The sequence below is a fragment of the Thalassospira indica genome, assembly GCF_003403095.1.
Classification (GTDB): Bacteria; Pseudomonadota; Alphaproteobacteria; order Rhodospirillales; family Thalassospiraceae; genus Thalassospira; species Thalassospira indica.
The window spans coordinates 968,065-983,839 of sequence record NZ_CP031555.1 but is presented as its reverse complement, the minus strand read 5'-3'; the positions used below and the strand labels follow the sequence as shown (position 1 = coordinate 983,839).

Sequence of the window (15,775 nt, the reverse complement as noted above, 5' to 3'; positions counted from 1 at the left end):
GCCACCATTCAGGAAGATCGCAATGAACAGTTTCTGGTCTGGAATTGGGTTACGCCTTGCCGCGACCGGATTGTTCGGGGTCATGAACCTGTTTGTCCGGTTGGCATCCTTTGAGGCCCCGACCGGTCAGATCGTTTTCTGGCGGAGCAGTGTCGCGCTGATCCCGATTGTGGCTTACCTGATGTGGCGCAATCAGTTTCCCAGGGCGCTTAAGACCAAACGCCCGTTTGGACATCTGAAACGCAGCACTTATGGCTGCGTTTCGATGTTTCTGGCCTTTGTGTCGTTGGCTTATCTGCCACTGGCGCTGGCCACCGCACTTGGCTTCCTTGCCCCGCTTATTCTGATCCCGGTTGCGATCATCACGCTTCGTGAAAATCCGGGATGGCTTGTGATCAGTGCAACCATCGGCGGCTTTGCCGGGGTGTTCCTGATGCTGTGGCCAATGCTGTCGACCCCGGGGCTGGATCACAACACCCTGATCGGCATCGGGGCCGGTGTGGCCTTTGCTGTCACCACGGCCTTTGCCAAGGTACAGATCAAGTCGCTGACCACGACGGAACCGTCTGGCACGATTGCCTTTTACTTTGCTGTGATCTGTTCGATCGGCGGGCTTTTGACCATCCCGTTTGGCTGGGCACCGCTTTCGACAAGCAACATTGTGTTCCTGATTGGCGCCGGGCTGACCGGCGGGCTTGCCCATATCGCCATGACCGAGGCCCTGGCGCGTGCCCCGGCATCGACCCTGTCGGCCTTTGAATATACCGCCATGATTTGGGCGATCATTCTCGATCTTGTGGTGTTTGGCGTCTTACCGGCACCGATCAGCCTGATGGGCGGCGTCTTCATCGTGATGGCCGCGGCCCTTGTGATGTTTAACGACCAGATCGTTGCAGCCGTTGCTCGCAAATTCAAAAGAACGCCCGAGACATCAACCGAACCGGCCAACTCACCGGCCGAATAACCCGGCGATTACGCCACTTTGGTTTCCTGAAGCTTGGTCAGGGCATGCAGGGCAAGATTGGTCGGCGTTGCGATACCAAGCTCCGCCCCCTTGCGAACGATATACCCGTTCAGGAAATCAATCTCGCTTGCTTTGCCGCGTGCCAGATCCTGTGCGGTTGAGGAAAACTGACCGGGCATGGTTTCGGCGATCTTTTCAATCGCGCCCCAAACATCACCCGGCACCGTCACCCCACATCCCTTGGCAACGGCCAGACATTCATCCACCGCATTGCGCATTACATCCCAGACACCGACACCTTGCACGACCTCACCGTAAGGCAGCTGCGTGATCGCCGAAAGCGCATTATAGGCACAGTTCAAAATCATCTTGGCCCAAAGGGCGCCTTCGGCATTGTCGGAGACCTCAACCGGAATTTTGGCTGGCACCAGTGTATCGACGACTGTCTGACTTTGCGCAGATGGGCCGATGACAAGTTCTCCCCGGCCGTGGTGTTTGACGTGGCCTGGTCCGCCCATACTGGTCGCAACATAAACCACCACTGGGATGACGGGTTGACCAAGAACACCGCCAAGTCGTTCGGCGTTATCCACACCGTTTTGCAGGCTCAGCACGATTGTGTTGGCAGAGATGAAAGGCTTGATCTGCTCGCCTGCCTCAACGGTGTCGGTGGACTTAACGCAAAACAGGATCATATCCGCACCGGCAACACCGGCGGCATCGGTATTCCCCGTGACGGTGACATATTCCTGCGAGGCCCCGAAATCGAGCAACAAGCCATCGCGGTTCATCGCCTCGACATGGCTGGGACGCCCGATCAAGGTGACGTCATGACCAGCACGGGCCAGCATCGCACCATAATAACACCCAACTGCCCCGGCACCCATTACCGCAATTTTCATGATGACTGTTCCTGATTTAGATTTCTGTCGCTGTCACAGGAAACATCATCTTTGAAGAGCGATGCAGATCAAGCAAAGATTTCAGGATTTTCCCACGCAGGGGCTAGCCGTTTTTTTTGACGGACACATGGCCTGCCGTCCAGCCGCCCGGCCAGACTTCGGCTTCGCCATTGCGAAGCGTGCGAACCAGTCCAATCGGCACATCCTTGGCAATCAGAACTTCGCCATCCGCACCATCATCAAAGGTCGGCTCAGTCTCGGCAAAGCGGCCGGTATGACCCAATTGCGGTTCGCACGGGGTATAAACCGAGCAACCCGAATAGTTGGTCGGGTTGTTGGTGGTGTTGACCGCAGCACCCGTCGTGCCGCAGGCAGCAACCACGGTCATCAGTTCAACCGCACGCGCCTTTGCACAGCCAAACACCCGGTGATAGCCAGACGGTGTCAGTGTCATGGATGGGACCAGCAACAAATCAATATCAAGTGGTGCCAGCAGGCAAGACAAGGCCGGCATTTCAATATCGAGACAGATCAGCACGGCCACATTCAGCCCACGCCATTTAATGACATTAAAAGCCTTGCCCGGTGTCAGGTTCCAGTTTTCCGGTTCCTGTTCGCCCGGCGTCAGGGAAAGCTTGTCCTGAATGATGGCATCGCCTTCGGGGGTGAAAATCATTGCGCTGTTGGTTTGCCCGGCATCTGGATTTTCAGGATCAATGTGCCAGGGCATGCTGCCAGCAACCAGAAGCATGTCATGCTTTTTGGCAAGCTCGGCACCATATTTTCGGGCCTCGGGCGCGAGCTCGGCCATCCAGGCGATTTCTTCACCTGTTTGCAGACCCGTGGGCTTGAAGGCCAACCATTGTTCGCTGGCATATTCCGGCAAGACAAAGATCTTTGCCCCCTGCTTTGCCGCCTCGGCCATCTGGGCATCAACGTGATTGGCCCACCCCGCCAAGTCTTTAACGGGTCGGCCAAGGTTCGTCGCCCAAAGGGCCAGGGTTACATATTCGGGGAAGGATGCCGGAGACGTCATGATCAGCGTTCCTGATATTCAGAGGGGCGTTTAGCTAAAATCGGCATGATCCGGCCATCAACTGACAGCCGGATCAGATAGATCGGGAATGGAACCAGACTTAGTTTTTAAGTTTGGTCCAGACACGGTTACGAAGATCACGCGCCTTGACCGAGCAGTTCTGCGACGCGATCAAAAGGTCTGCGTATTCTTCTGGCATGTTCACGGCCGGATCGGAATTCAGCGCCGGATCCATAAATTCGCCAGTCCCCTTGATCGAGTTCATGTAACCGGCATAGTTCGAGGCTTCTGCCGCGTTTTCCGGCTGCATCATCCAGTTAATGAAGGTCTTGGCGTTTTCAAGATTCGGTGCACCCGCCGGAATGACGAAGTGATCGGCCCAATAGGTCAGGCCTTCTTTTGGATAGACAAACACAGCCTCGGGGATGCTTTCCTTGGTCCGGTGGGCTGCACCGTTCCACTGCATGTGCATCTGAACTTCGCGGGCCGACATACGGTCGATGGTGCCCTCAGAGCTGTAAACAGCAATGTAGGGTTTCTGTTTTGTCAGAACATCAAGAACCTTCTGGGCCTCTGCCGGGTCCTCGGTGCATTTTTCAACACCGGCATAATACGACGCAGCATTGAACATTTCGACTTCGTCGTTCAGCGCGCCAATCTTGCCACGGAATTCTTCACGCGGTTCGAAGAATTCCTTCCAGCTGTTTTCAAGTTCGCCGTCAACCGCCGCCGCATCATAGGTGAAGCCGGTGGTTCCCCAGAGGTATGTCACGGAGTATTCGCGCTCCGGATCGTATTTCATGGTGTCGTGCGGCTTGGCAACATTGCTGAAATTCTCAAGGCTTTTGGCATCGAACTTGGTTGCCAGACCTTCCTTGATCATCACGTCAACCATGTAGTCGGATGCGACAGCAATGTCATAGCCCGACGCACCGGCCTGAAGCTTTGCCAGCATGGTTTCGTTGGAATCATACACATCAAGGGTCACCTTGATGCCGGTTTCTGCTTCGAACTTTTCCATCAGTTCCGGCGGAAAATAGTTCGACCAGTTATAGAAAAACAGTTCGCCATCCGCCTTTGCCGAACCGACCGACAACAAGGCTATCGCGGATGCTCCCAGAAGCACAGAACGTAGTTTCATCGTGAGACTCCCAAATAAGGACGGTGGGTTGTTTTGTTATTCGGATGGCCGGCCCGTCCGGGAACCGGCAATCCCGTTTTGAATTTCAGAGATCAATATCGAATACGATCAATCAGGAACGAGATGCTGACAAACAAGATTGAGACAATCAGCATCATCGCAGAGACAGCATTGACCTCGGGCGTGATCCCGATCCGGATCATCCCAAAAATATAGATCGGCAAGGTCGTTGCCCCTGCACCGCCAACGAAATAGGAAATGACAAAGTCATCAAGCGAGATGATGAAGGACAACATCGCGCCTGACAAAATTCCCGGCCACAGCAACGGCAGGGTCACACGCCGGAAGGCTTTCCATTCATTGGCATATAAATCATTTGCCGCCTCGACCAGTGCCGGGTCCATGCCCTCCAACCGTGCGCGGATCGGCAGATAAGCAAACGGAATGCAAAAGACTGTATGGGCAATGATCACGGTCAGAAGGCCCAGCTTGATCCCCAATGCGACAAAGAACAGAAGGGTCGCAATCGCCGTCACGATTTCAGGTACGAGCAACGGCAGAACCAGCATAGCTGAAACGCCTGCCTCGCCCTTAAACCGGCCCCGTGACATGCCCATTGCAGCAAGGGTGGCGGCAATGGTGGCAAGCACGGTTGCCGACACCGCAATTACGATGGAATTCTGAGCTGCGCGCAGCATGTCATCGTTGGAAAGGGCTGTGACATACCAGTCCATGGTAAAACCGGTCCAGATCGTCGCCAGACGGTTTTCGTTAAACGACAGCGCGATCAGGACGACAATCGGCAAATACAGATAGGCAAAGAAAAACATTGCCGTCGAGGTAATCCCGCGAAAACGCCACAGCGGGTTGGAAGCATCGACTTTCATCGGCTTTCCTCCGGCAATGATTTGAACTTGAACGAATAGACCATCATCGCAATCAGAACGAGGGCCAGAAGCACAAAGCCAAGCCCGGCACCAAGCGGCCAGTTACGTGCCGCACCAAACTGGCTGCCGATCAGGTTGGCAATCATCATGAACTTGCCGCCGCCCAGAAGTTCCGGGGTCACATAAGCGCCAAGGCACGGAATGAAGACCAGAATGCAGCCCGCGGCAATGCCCGGTGCCGCAAGTGGCAAGATCACCCGGGTCATGGCGCGACGTTTGTCAGCACCCAGATCAAAGGCCGCCTCGACCAGCCGATGGTCAAGCTTTTCAAGGCTGGCATAGATCGGCAAAACCATGAATGGCAGATAGGTATAAGTCAGACCGATGGAAACTGCGTAGGGCGTGTAAAGGACATCAAGCCCGCCGGTTTCAATGCCCATCCAATTCAGCGCACCATCAATCAACCCGCCATTGCGCAGCAACAGCATCCAAGCATAGTTCCGCACCAGAATGTTGGTCCAGAACGGAATGGTCACCAGAAAGATCAGGAAGTTGCGACGGCTTTGCGGTTGGGTTGAAATGTAAAACGCGGTCGGGAAACCCAGCAAAAGGGCAAAGACCGTCGTCATCGCCGACAGGCCAAAGGAACGGGCGAAAATCTGCAGGTAGTCGGTATTGACCACCAGATTGTCCATCAGATCGCGTTCAAAGATGAAACTGATATAGGCATCCATCGAAAATGCCCCCCAGTTCACCCCGCCATAATCACCGCGTTCCAACACAGAAACATAGGCCATCTGCAACAGCGGCACGGCCATAAAGAAGCCGATATAGACAACCGCAGGTGCGACCAGCCAAAATCGTTTGGATCGTAATATGTTACCCATGATCAATCCGCCAGTACCCGAATGGAATCAGGGGACATGGTGATGCCGACACGTTCGCCCTGGGCGAAATCGGCCTTCGCACCCGATCCGTTTTGCATCCGGACTGTCAACAGGGCGTCATTGCCCAGATCAATCTGATAGGTCGTATCCGTGCCGAAATAGATGACGGTCGAAACGGTCCCGACAAGCTGATTTGCGTTGGCCTTACTTTCAGCAACCAGTCCAAGGCGTTCCGGACGGACCGAAACAGTAACCTCGCCACTTCGTTGACCGGAAACGTCCTGTGTCAGTTCAATTACCTGACCACCACCAAGCTTAATGGCACGTTTGCCAGTACCATTATCGACAAGATTACCCACAAGGAAGTTACTGTCGCCGATAAAGTCGGCAACAAAGCGATGGGTCGGGGCTTCATAGATTTCACGTGGCGCACCGATCTGAAGAATTTCGCCCGATTTCATAACCGCAATGCGGTCTGACATCGCAAGCGCCTCTTCCTGGTCATGGGTGACAAAAACAAAGGTAATCCCGGTTTCTGTCTGCAGGCGTTTGAGTTCGACCTGCATTTCCTTGCGCAGTTTCAGATCAAGTGCCGAAAGCGGTTCATCAAGCAGCAAAACCTTTGGCGCCGGTGCCAATGCACGGGCCAGCGCAATACGCTGCTGCTGGCCACCGGAAAGCTGGCTTGGCACGCGGTCCCCGTATTGGGCGAGCCGCACAAGTTCAAGCATCTCTTCGGCGCGATCATCGGCCTGTTTGCGCGCCACACCCTGGATTTCAAGCCCGAACGTGATGTTCTGTCTGACCGTCAAATGCGGGAAAAGTGCATAGGACTGAAACACCGTGTTGATGGGCCGCTTGTAAGGCGGAAGGTCATTTAGCGCCTTCCCTTCAAGCAAAATTTGCCCCGAAGTAGCCTGTTCAAACCCGCCGATCAGACGCAGCAAAGTCGTTTTGCCACAGCCCGAAGGACCCAACATGGTGAAAAACTCATTCTGAAAGATATCGACAGATACGTCGTCCAGTGCCGTGACTTTATCGGCACCCGACCCAAATGTTTTTCCAACAGACTTTGCCGAAATGACTACTTCTGACATGCACTTCCCCGAATTTGTATTTTGTAAAATGATATAAAATCTACAGAGACTTGCAATCCGGTGGTCAAGAAAGCGTCGATATTTACAGAAGTTCCGCAATATCCGCCTTAAAATGGCATCCAAACTGGTTCTGATTGCGTCATATAGACACTTTACAAAATAATGTGCAGCGCACTATTCACGCAAAACGAGGACTTCTTTGGCAGAAAGACAATCAGAGGGCACCAAATGCACGGAAATCACCGTCAGATCAGACAATGCCGGCGTCACGCAACTTGGCAATCTGGTCGTCGCTAAGGTCAGCCACCTTGCGCAAGATTTCGTCGCTGTGTTGCCCCAGCATCGGCGGGGCTTTTTCATCCGTGATCGGTGTTTTGGAAAACTTGATCGGGTTGGCAACTGTCGGGACAGTTCCGGCCGTCGGATGGGCAAGCTGCTTGACCATACCGCGATGCTTGACCTGCGGGTTATCAAAAACGCGATCAAGGGTATTGATCGGACCGCACGGCACATTAGCCTTTTCAAGCGCATCAATCCATGCGTCGGTGGTTTTGGTAACCATGGCCTGACGGATTAGCGGCACCAGTTCGGTGCGATTGGCCACACGGTTGCGGTTGGTGGCGTAACGTTCATCAAGCGGCAAGGCATCCAGCCCCGCAACCGCGCAGAAGCTCTTGAACTGGCTGTCATTGCCAACCGCCAGGATCAGATAGCCATCCGCCGTCGGAAAGGCTTCGTAAGGCACAATATTGGGATGGGCATTGCCAAGGCGGCCCGGTGCGTTGCCGGTCGCAAGATAGTTCATCGCCTGATTGGCAAGAACGGCCGCCTGCACATCAAGCAAAGCCAAGTCGATATACTGCCCCTCGCCGGTGGCATCGCGGTGTCGCAAGGCCGCCAGAATGCCAATAGTCGCATAGAGGCCGGTAAAGATATCAGCAACCGCAACACCAACCTTCATCGGCTGACCACCCGGTGCACTATCGGGCGCACCGGTGATGCTCATAAGCCCGCCCAGACCCTGGATCATGAAATCATAGCCCGGCCGGTCCTTATAGGGGCCGTCCTGTCCAAAGCCTGTTATCGAACAATAAACCAGCTTGGGGTTCACCTTGGAAAGGGTCGCATAATCAAGGCCGTATTTGGCAAGGCCACCAACCTTGAAGTTTTCCAGAACCACGTCACTTTCGGCCGCAAGATTGCGCACGATCTCCTGGCCTTCGGGCTTGGTGATATCAATGGTCAGCGATTTCTTGCCGCGATTGGCTGTCAGGTAATAGGCGGCTTCGGTCGTGTCATTGCCACTGGCATCCTTGGCAAAGGGCGGCCCCCAGCCACGGGTATCATCACCGGCACCGGGACGTTCGATCTTGATGACCTCGGCTCCCATGTCGGCAAGGGTCTGGCTGGCCCACGGCCCGGCCAGTACGCGCGAAAGGTCAAGAACACGAAGCCCGGAAAGTGCGCCAGTCATCTGAATATCCCGAAATATCGACTTTTAAAAAAGCAGGTAGAATCAAATCGGGCGACAACATTTCTGCCGCCGCCCGATCAAGCTTTTGGGATCAAGCCTCAGCAGTGAAGGCCTGAATTCCGGTCTGCGCCCGCCCAAGGATCAGGGCGTGCACATCGTGGGTACCTTCATAGGTATTGACCGCTTCAAGGTTCATCGCGTGTCGAATGACATGGTATTCATCGGCGATACCGTTACCGCCATGCATGTCACGGGCAACACGGGCAATATCAAGCGCCTTGCCACAGTTGTTACGCTTCATCAGCGAAATGGCTTCCGGTGCGCCCTTGCCTTCGTCAAGCAGACGGCCAACCTGAAGCGCGCCCTGCAGGCCAAGGGTGATTTCGGTCTGCATGTTGGCCAGTTTCAGCTGGATCAGCTGGTTCGCCGCAAGCGGACGACCGAACTGTTTGCGATCAAGCGTGTACTGACGTGCCGCGTGCCAGCAAAATTCAGCAGCCCCCATCGCACCCCATGCAATGCCATAACGTGCCTTGTTCAGGCAGCCAAACGGGCCGCCAAGGCCCTTGACGTTCGGCAGCATGTTTTCTTCGGGGACAAAGACATTGTCCATGACGATTTCGCCGGTGATCGACGCACGTAGCGAAAACTTGCCTTCGATCTTCGGTGCCGACAGACCTTTCATGCCTTTTTCGAGGATGAAGCCACGGATAACGCTATCGTCATCTTTGGCCCAGACGACAAATACGTCTGCGATCGGGCTGTTGGTGATCCACATTTTCGCACCCGACAGGGTGAAACCACCATCAGCCTTGCGTGCGCGGGTTTTCATGCCGCCCGGATCGGAACCGTGGTCCGGTTCGGTCAGGCCAAAGCAGCCAATCCATTCGCCGGTTGCCAGTTTCGGCAGATATTTCTTGCGCTGTTCTTCGCTGCCATAGGCATAGATCGGATGCATCACGAGCGAGCTCTGAACCGACATTGCCGAGCGATAACCGGAGTCAACGCGTTCAACTTCGCGGGCCACAAGACCATAGGCCACGTGGTTGACACCCGGTCCGCCGTATTCCTCGGGGATGGTCGGGCCCAGCAGGCCAAGTTCACCCATCTCGGTCATGATTTCGCGATGGAAAATCTCATGACGGTTGGCTTCCAGAACGCGGGTCTGAAGGTTTTCCTGACAATATGCACGGGCCGCATCGCGGATCATGCGTTCGTCTTCGCTCAACTGCTCTTCAAGCAGGAGCGGATCTTCCCAATGAAACGGTGCGCGGCTTGCCATTCGCCTGGTCCTTTTATGAATTTTTCTACAGAAAGCAGGGGCAGCGCCATAGAAGGGCGAGATGACGCTACCCCTGAAAAGCTTAGTTGCTTATGGGTTAAAGCTAGGAATTGGCAGCGCAAGTTGCAAATGATAAAAGCGACATAGATTATGCGAAAAACTCATAATCTAAAACGTTTCACATGAAACAAAACAAGAACAAATAGCGGAATAGTTGACAGATGAGCCGCCGCATTCCCAGCCTCAAGGCATTGAGTTGCTTTGAACAAACGGCCCGTTTTGGCAGCGCATCACGCGCGGCTGAAGAATTGTATCTGACCCAAAGTGCGGTCAGCCGACAAATTCAGGGGCTTGAAAACTGGCTTGGCTGCAAGCTGTTTGCCCGCGAAAAGCAACGTCTGGCGCTGACACCCGAAGGCGAAAGCTATTTGCAATCCATTCGCCCCGCACTTGATCAGCTTGAAAGTGCGACCTTGACCCTTTTGTCGGGTGGATCGGAAAGCGGAGTTCTGACACTTGCTGCCCCGCCGACATTCGGATCGCGCTGCCTTATTCCATTATTGCCTGACTTCCGGGCCAGATATCCCGACATTGCGATCAATTTCATCTCGCGGATCGGCATGCCCGACTTTGATCGTGAACAGATCGATATCGCCGTTCTGTTTGGCGAAGGAATGTGGTCGGAACTTGATGCCCACATCCTGCATGGCGAGGAAATGGTGCCGATCTGCAGCCCGCAACTGGTTGCCAATCTGGGACGCACGCCACAGCCAGAGGATTTGCGAAACTTTACGTTGCTGCACATCGCGACCCGCCCGCGCGGTTGGGCCGATTGGCTTGCGGCAAGCGGGCTTAGTGATATTGACGGCGAAAACGGACCGAAGTTTGAGCATTTCACCATGGCTATGCAGGCCGCCGTTGCCGGACTTGGTGTGGCGTTGTTGCCGACCTTTGCGATCACCGATGAACTGGCAACCGGCCGGATCATTGCCCCGTTCGGCCAACCCAAGGCCAGTCCGTTTCACTATTACGCCTGCTGCCCGAAAAGCCGCGCACGCCTGCCAAAGATCCGGGCCTTTATGAACTGGCTTCATCAACTTGAGACGGTAAAGAAACTTGCGCGTGGAATCGCCACATAGGGCAAACTGGTTTGATCAGCTTGCCTTTTGATCGGCTGTTAATGCACGCAGTGCATTCATCCCGCGGCGGCGCAGCACATCGGCATCTTCCGGACCATCGACAATCTCAAGCAAACGCACCGTGGCCATGAGGTTTCGCTGCGCGTTCGGGACTTCTTCGGGAGTCAGTCGACGCATGCTGTCCACACCGGCACGACCGATCTGATTGAGCTTCTTCTTAAGTTCCACCACCGCTTTGGCCGCCGAACTTTGGGCTGCGAGCACATCGGAAATGCGCGCGGTTTCGGCAATTGCCTCAGCCGATTTTTCAGCGGCCAGGACTTTCTCGTCATCGAATTCCTGTGAGAAGATCGGACGGGCAAGTGCACCACGCCCCGACCCCGGGCCTTGAGCCGCTTCAAGCTTTGGCAAGGCATCAATCACGCGTTCCGGCGTTGCGCCAAACATCGTATCGGCAAGTGCGCGCGATACCCGACGACGGGTTTCAAGCAGCTTTTCACCCCAACGGCCATCCTTGCGGATTTTAAATTCGCGCGTGATGCGGACAAATTCCGAAGCATACCAGCGGGCCAATGACAGGATGTGGGCTTCGTCCTTGCCGGTACCGACACCTTGTTCAATCTCGGTTACCGTCTCGGCCAACAGGTCAATGATCAGATCACCGGTTTCAGCCAGGTTGGTTTTCTCGATCGTGCGGTCATCAGACTTGGTCGACAGCACACGAATAAGCTTGAACAACTCGCTCGGCCGCAAAAGGCGTGCCAGAACTGCGAGCAGGAACATCGGCTCAAGCCCGGGCTTCTCCTTTGAGATCGACATGAACAGGTCACGCAACCATTTCACATCGCTTGCATCAAGCACCCTGATCGGTGCGGACGGGAAGCGTTCACGCAACTGCGCAATTTCGTCGCCAACCCGCAAGATCTTGCCGACTTCGGCAAAGGCCGTAAGGTGAATGCGCGAGCCAAGTCGGGTTGCCAAGGCGCGTTCCTGCTTCACGCCGGTATGAGAATTTTCAAGTTGATCCTCAATCGTCTGCGCCCCGATCTGCCAAAGCTTACGCTCTGCGATGGCGAGTTTTGCAGTGTCGCGGGTCGCAGCAGCCTTATCGATGTCCTTCATCGCCTGTTGAAACTCAGGACCGCCGGATTCCACCACGACATTCCAGATTGGCATCAGTGATGACCGGCTGATGCGGATGCTTTTTTCATTCGGCTCGCCAGAGGTCAGCAGATCTTCAAACGGATCGCAGAACTGACGCATCGGCGTCGGATAGCGTTCCGGCTTAAGCGATGCCAGACGCGGGCGCAGGATTTGAAGAATGGCTTCATGGGGCAACGGCAATTTTGGATCGGCACGATCGCTTTCGATCGCGCGCGTGAAGCGGGCAATTTCGTTACTGCTGAGCGATTCAAACAGTTTGCCAAGTTGCGAAACGCCAAGCTTTCCGGCGTCTTCAATCTTCATGCCGACTGTCTCCTGAAGCGTTCGAGACGATCCATCATATCGGCGTCAATTTCACCACTGCCCAGCTTGCGCAATTCACCAGCCCAAAGCATCTGATTAACCCGTACATCAGCCCAGAACTGCTGTTCGGACTTCTCAATCTCTGAAAGCGGCAAGACCGGCGCAAAACTTGCTACTTCCTCGACGGTTTCGCGCTGTTTTGCGCGATCCGTAAGAGACCGCCTATCCCAGACATCAATCAGTTCCTGCCAACCATCAAGCAGCCACCAGAGATACTCAATCGTTTCACCAATAGCCTTTTTTGCGGTTTCCCAATCCGTCAGAACCTTGCCAAGTTCACTGTTCCAGCTATCAACTTCCGCGATGCGCTTCAAGGCATGATTACTTGTCGAACGGGTCGCGCTGACAACACGTCCAGCCATAAAGCGGAAGTCGGACTGTTCGGAATTTGACCATTCCTCGATATCCTGGGCGAACTTCTTGAGCCCGTTGGCCAGAACGCGAAGCTGCCCCTGACATCCCTCAAGGTCAAGACCGACCGGGGCGATCATCTTGCTCCATTCGCCAAGGCTATCAATGATGGTATCATTTGCGACCTTGTGCTCGGATGCAAAGCGGTTCAGCGCCCGGCGAGCGCGAATTTGACCTTCGGTGGTCATCAACTCTTCGCGCTTCATGTCCTTGACAGCATCACCACCGAGTTGGCGCAGGGCCTGATGGAGAACCGCCATCTGACCAAGTTCGCGTGATGCTTTTTCCGTCCAGTTGCGCCGCGTGCAGGTGCGCGCCAGTTCCACTCCGCCAACGCCGGTACTGCCAACGTCGCGGCTATGCTCCAGAACCGTCTGCGGGCGGACATCCTCCAACTCGATAAGTCGGTCGTAAAGCATGCGATCATGAACCGAAAGATCGAACACTTCGCGCAATGTGTCGAGCGGCAATTCATAGGTCCCAAGTCCGCCAGACAGACCGGGCAACATGATCATTTTCCGTCCGGCCTTGCCAATGGAAACGCGCGCATAACGCAGGGTCTTGGTCGTAAAGGGAGTCCTGACACCGCGCGAAGCAAATGTTTGCGGCAGGCACGCCAAAGGATCGTCCGGCACCTCATGCGGTTCAGGAGACTTGTGGCTGACGGAATTTACGATCTTCTGTTTATTCATTCTTGGCTTTGGCTAAGCTGTATCGGCGTAATGTCTGATGGTCACCCTGACGCCCCTTTAAGGGCAGGATTCCCGGCGTAAGAAAGCAGTACGTAATGAACATCTTGTCATTTTGGCCAGAAATTCTCGGGACAACTCAGACTACCCCGACAAGGTGGTAATTACATTAACAACCTTCCCTGAAATTACCACCTTCAACTGGCGGCGCCAAATTGCCATTTTTCACCGAATGTCAGCAAGTCCTTATAGTGTCTCTTGCGCTTTTTCCCATGTTTTCACATACGCCTTCCATTCCGCACCGTCCGGAATGGATTCATCAACCGTCAGGAATGCCCGACTGTCGATCATGATGGCCACTTCTTCGGTTTCCACCGGCGCCTTGACCATCTTTGTCTGATAGGCGCTTGGATGCGGTCCGTGCGGGAAACCGCTCGGATGGAATGTTGCCATTCCGGCCTTTATTTCGCCGCGACTGAAGAACTCGCCCCGGTGATAAAAGATGAACTCATCTGCATCTTCGTTGGAATGATAGAACGGCACGCGCATGATACCGGACTCGCCCTCGCCCACCTTGGGGATAAAAGTGCTGATTGAAAATGTCCCGGTAACAAAGGTACAGGATGCTGCAGGTGGCGTTCTCTGCCCGTCGGAGCGATGTTTTGCAAGATCGCGCCAATTGAGCTTCACCACACAAAGATCCCCTTCCCAGCCAATCGCATCCAGCGGATTGAACGGATAGGTCAGGGTCGAAACCTGCCCGCGGCGCTTGATGTGGATTTCCCAGAATGCGTCGTCTTGCTGGGCAATGAAGGCATCGTCAATTCTGGGCAAGGTGAACAACATCGGATCTACCGCGCGCGCGCCATCCGATGACGCATCCGGCAGCTTGAAGGCATCTGCCGTTGCCTCGATCATCATGAATTCCGAAAGTTCAGATGGCTCGATCCGCCAGGCAGTGCCGCGCGGCAAAAGGATATAGTCCCCGTCGCGATAGGGAAGATGACCGTAATCGCAAAACAGCGCCCCGGCCCCGTTGTGAACAAAGATCAGAGTATCGCCATCCGCATTACGGGCAAGCGCATGCATTTTGCTATCGGTTTTCCAGTAACGAACTTCCATATGTTCGTTATGAAGCACCCGGCGGGCCTGCAATGGACAGGCCGGGCCCGGTGAGAGCTTGCCAAGGGAAAACGCGCGTGGTCGCAAAGGACCTTCAAATGTCGCCCAGCCGGCCGGCGGGTGACGATGATAAATTTGCGCTGACGGCCCCGCGAAACCGGCACGCCCGACTTCGCGCTGATATGTTTTTTGGTCGCCTTGCCCATCAGAGCGCGCGACACATTGACCTTCGCTGTTTGGCAGCCTGATCCAGTTCGTCATGTGATCCTCCCAGATCGGTTTTATCGGGAGCCAAACGGAGTGGATCGCAACCAAGCCCCCTTTCTACCGATATGAGAAAGAAGTGGTTGTTTTTCAAGCAAGAGGAAAACCGTACATGACGGAAAGATGGTGCGCCCGACAGGATTCGAACCTGTGGCCCCCAGATTAGGAATCTGGTGCTCTATCCTGCTGAGCTACGGGCGCACTGCCAAAAGGCAGCATTCCATTAGCAGCAAAACCGACGGTGATCAATCCGCGAGGGCACGGATATTGCCACCTTGGCGGCCAAAAAATTGTCCGAAAAACAAATCAGCCGAGGATGCGCTCACCCTCGGCTGATTAAAACCTTTATCGATGATCGCCTTAGTCGAAGAGGCGCTCGATCGGGAAGGAATAGGTCAGGGACAGGATTTCTGTACCCGGGTTTTCGTCACCGATGCTGGCGTTCGAGATGTGCGAGATACCAAGGCTCAAACGCTCGTGGCTGTCAAAGCGGAAGCCAAGCTCAAGACCCGAACGGAATTCGATCCAGTGACCAAGATCTTCACCATTGCCCTGATGGTATGCACCAACCGAGGTGTAGACGCTGGAAACGAAATGATCGCCCCACAGAACATCAACAGCCAGACCGCCATAACCGTGAACGGCACCTTCGGAAGTAACCATCACCCCGCCGATCGGGCGGGTGACATCAAACATCGCGTGCTGTGCACGATAGTTCAGACGAAATTCAGCTGCTTCTTCGTCCTGCGTGATGTCGACCATACCGGTCGAAAATTCAAGCAGTCCGGAATCGTTATCATTTCCAAGAATTTGCTGTGCTTGTGCGGTGTTCAAAAAACCAAACAGTACGCAAACTGCAAGCATTTTCCCCAAAACCAACTTCATTAACCAAGTCCCCACTAGATCAATCGGTTCGATATACTACCCAACCGTGTTTCAAACTCAACAACACA

General features: G+C 54.6%; 14 protein-coding genes and 1 tRNA gene. 2 read left to right on the top strand and 13 right to left on the bottom strand.

Annotation, left to right across the window (positions count from 1 at the left end):
* Positions 1–22 precede the first annotated feature (22 nt).
* Positions 23–964, top strand: coding sequence for a DMT family transporter (locus tag DY252_RS04705; RefSeq protein ID WP_064787447.1), 942 nt, complete (start codon positions 23–25; stop codon positions 962–964).
* A gap of 8 nt (positions 965–972) precedes the next feature.
* On the opposite strand, the gene DY252_RS04700 is transcribed toward DY252_RS04705, so the two are convergent.
* The 8 genes from DY252_RS04700 to DY252_RS04665 form a co-directional block, all read right to left on the bottom strand.
* Positions 973–1,866 carry a ketopantoate reductase family protein gene (locus tag DY252_RS04700; RefSeq protein WP_064787448.1) on the bottom strand — a complete coding sequence of 298 codons (894 nt, stop codon included), beginning with the start codon at positions 1,864–1,866 and terminating at the stop codon, positions 973–975.
* A gap of 103 nt (positions 1,867–1,969) precedes the next feature.
* Positions 1,970–2,902, bottom strand: coding sequence for a nitrilase-related carbon-nitrogen hydrolase (locus DY252_RS04695; RefSeq protein ID WP_064787449.1), 933 nt, complete (start codon positions 2,900–2,902; stop codon positions 1,970–1,972).
* Positions 2,903–3,002: 100 nt separating this feature from the next.
* Positions 3,003–4,043, bottom strand: a complete 1,041-nt coding sequence (locus DY252_RS04690; RefSeq protein WP_064787450.1) for an extracellular solute-binding protein — start codon at positions 4,041–4,043, stop codon at positions 3,003–3,005.
* Positions 4,044–4,135: 92 nt separating this feature from the next.
* The gene (locus DY252_RS04685) at positions 4,136–4,930 is read right to left on the bottom strand and encodes an ABC transporter permease (protein ID WP_063088623.1); all 795 of its coding nucleotides are present in this window, start codon (positions 4,928–4,930) and stop codon (positions 4,136–4,138) included.
* On the bottom strand, positions 4,927–5,817 hold the full coding sequence (locus DY252_RS04680; RefSeq protein WP_064787451.1) for an ABC transporter permease: 891 nt from the start codon (positions 5,815–5,817) through the stop codon (positions 4,927–4,929). Before DY252_RS04680 ends, DY252_RS04685 begins: the two co-directional genes overlap by 4 nt.
* Before the next feature lie 2 nt (positions 5,818–5,819).
* Positions 5,820–6,914, bottom strand: coding sequence for an ABC transporter ATP-binding protein (locus tag DY252_RS04675; RefSeq protein WP_064787452.1), 1,095 nt, complete (start codon positions 6,912–6,914; stop codon positions 5,820–5,822).
* A gap of 250 nt (positions 6,915–7,164) precedes the next feature.
* Entirely contained in the window at positions 7,165–8,388 is a 1,224-nt protein-coding gene (locus DY252_RS04670; RefSeq protein ID WP_064787453.1) for a CaiB/BaiF CoA transferase family protein, read from the bottom strand.
* A gap of 91 nt (positions 8,389–8,479) precedes the next feature.
* Positions 8,480–9,670 (bottom strand): acyl-CoA dehydrogenase, encoded by a 1,191-nt coding sequence (locus tag DY252_RS04665; protein ID WP_064787454.1) that lies wholly within the window; start codon positions 9,668–9,670, stop codon positions 8,480–8,482.
* A 221-nt stretch (positions 9,671–9,891) separates the two neighbouring features.
* Between DY252_RS04665 and gcvA the strand changes: the two genes are divergently transcribed.
* Positions 9,892–10,809: a transcriptional regulator GcvA gene (gene gcvA, locus DY252_RS04660; protein ID WP_064787455.1), complete on the top strand. Its 918-nt coding sequence runs from the start codon at positions 9,892–9,894 to the stop codon at positions 10,807–10,809.
* A gap of 15 nt (positions 10,810–10,824) precedes the next feature.
* Here the strand turns inward: gcvA and DY252_RS04655 are convergent, their stop codons facing one another.
* The 5 genes from DY252_RS04655 to DY252_RS04635 form a co-directional block, all read right to left on the bottom strand.
* Positions 10,825–12,276, bottom strand: a complete 1,452-nt coding sequence (locus tag DY252_RS04655) for a hypothetical protein (protein ID WP_064787456.1) — start codon at positions 12,274–12,276, stop codon at positions 10,825–10,827.
* Positions 12,273–13,439, bottom strand: a complete 1,167-nt coding sequence (locus tag DY252_RS04650; RefSeq protein ID WP_231959616.1) for a hypothetical protein — start codon at positions 13,437–13,439, stop codon at positions 12,273–12,275. The genes DY252_RS04655 and DY252_RS04650 overlap by 4 nt, the downstream gene beginning before the upstream one ends.
* Positions 13,440–13,682: 243 nt before the next feature.
* On the bottom strand, positions 13,683–14,819 hold the full coding sequence (locus DY252_RS04645) for a homogentisate 1,2-dioxygenase (protein ID WP_064787457.1): 1,137 nt from the start codon (positions 14,817–14,819) through the stop codon (positions 13,683–13,685).
* 127 nt (positions 14,820–14,946) lie between these two features.
* A tRNA-Arg gene (locus DY252_RS04640) sits at positions 14,947–15,023 on the bottom strand.
* A 159-nt stretch (positions 15,024–15,182) separates the two neighbouring features.
* Positions 15,183–15,707 carry an acyloxyacyl hydrolase gene (locus DY252_RS04635; RefSeq protein WP_064787458.1) on the bottom strand — a complete coding sequence of 175 codons (525 nt, stop codon included), beginning with the start codon at positions 15,705–15,707 and terminating at the stop codon, positions 15,183–15,185.
* Positions 15,708–15,775 lie beyond the last annotated feature (68 nt).